General features: G+C 71.2%; 1 protein-coding gene. It reads right to left on the bottom strand.

All coding sequences use genetic code 11. The features are described from left to right. Positions 1-1,146 (bottom strand): transposase (locus ACY34I_RS40430; protein ID WP_462760835.1); only part of this gene is annotated, 1,146 nt, incomplete at both ends.

The raw sequence follows: 1,146 nt of genomic DNA, 5'->3' as shown, positions 1-1,146 counted from the left end.
GGGCCAGGTCCAGGCGGGCGAGGTGGCTGGTTCTGGTGCGGTCGAGGGGTGCGTCGTTGAACCAGGCATCCAGGCGGATGAGGTTGAGCGCGGCGGCGCTGGCCACGTGTTGCAGGTGGGTTTTCGGTAGGCCGCGGTAGCGGGCGTGGCGGGTGTCGGTGACCGCGACGGCTTGCCGGATGGTGCTTTCCACCCCCGCGCGGAGCCGGTAGGTGCGGGCGAAGGCCTTGGTGGTCTGCCGGGTCCGGGCCTCGGCCAGGGCTTGGTGGACGCGGCGGGGGCGGACGGTCAACTGCCGGCCACCACGGGTGGCGGTGGTGCACTGGGATCTGGCCGGGCAGGTGCGGCAGGTGGCGGTGTCGAACTTGACCACGATCGTTTCGGTGCCGCGTTGCCGGGCCGGGCTCCACATGCTGCTGGTGCGGCCCTGGGGGCAGGTCACCGTGCCGGTGTCGAAATCCACCTCGAAGCGGGTGGCGTCGTAGCCGGCCCCGGCGCGGGCCTGGGCGGACACGTCGACCAACATCGGAGTGACCAGTCGGATGCCGAACCGGTCGGCGGACTCGACCAGCAGGTCGGCGGAGGGGTAGCCGGAATCGAGCAGGTGCTCGGCCGGCAGCAGGCCGCGGCGTGCCAGGTCCTCGTGGATCGGGGTGGTCATTGCCGCGTCCGGCACGGCGGCGTCGGTGGTGGACACGTTGGTGATGATGTTCGGCAACGGCAGCCCGCCCTGCTCCTCGCGGGACTGCTCGTCGGTGCAGGTTTCGCTGACGTGCACCTTGTACCCGGTCCAGAACAGGTCCCGCTTGCCGCCGCGACGCGCGTCGGTGTCGTACGGGGAGGTGATCCGGCATCTGCCAGGCGGGAGACCATGCACATCCGCCTCCCGCCGACAGATCACCTCCCGCCCCCGCCGGTCCACCACGACCACATAGTTCTGCACCAGAACCTGCCGCAGCACCTCCACCGCGGGAATCTCGGCGAGCCAGTGCGGCGCGTCCGCCGCGTAGACCGCCTCCAACAGGGTGAACCCGTCCTGCCCGTATGCGATGGCGAGGGCGTCGCGTTTGGACTGCGCGGCCGGCAGCCGCCACGAATCGACCCGCACCCCGTACCGGGCGGTCCAATCCGGCACGTCCAGGGTGG

It is taken from the genome of Micromonospora sp. RTBAU3-60 (assembly GCF_054963695.1).
Note: the sequence above shows the minus strand (reverse complement) of the source record. Positions and strands in the feature narration are given on the sequence as shown.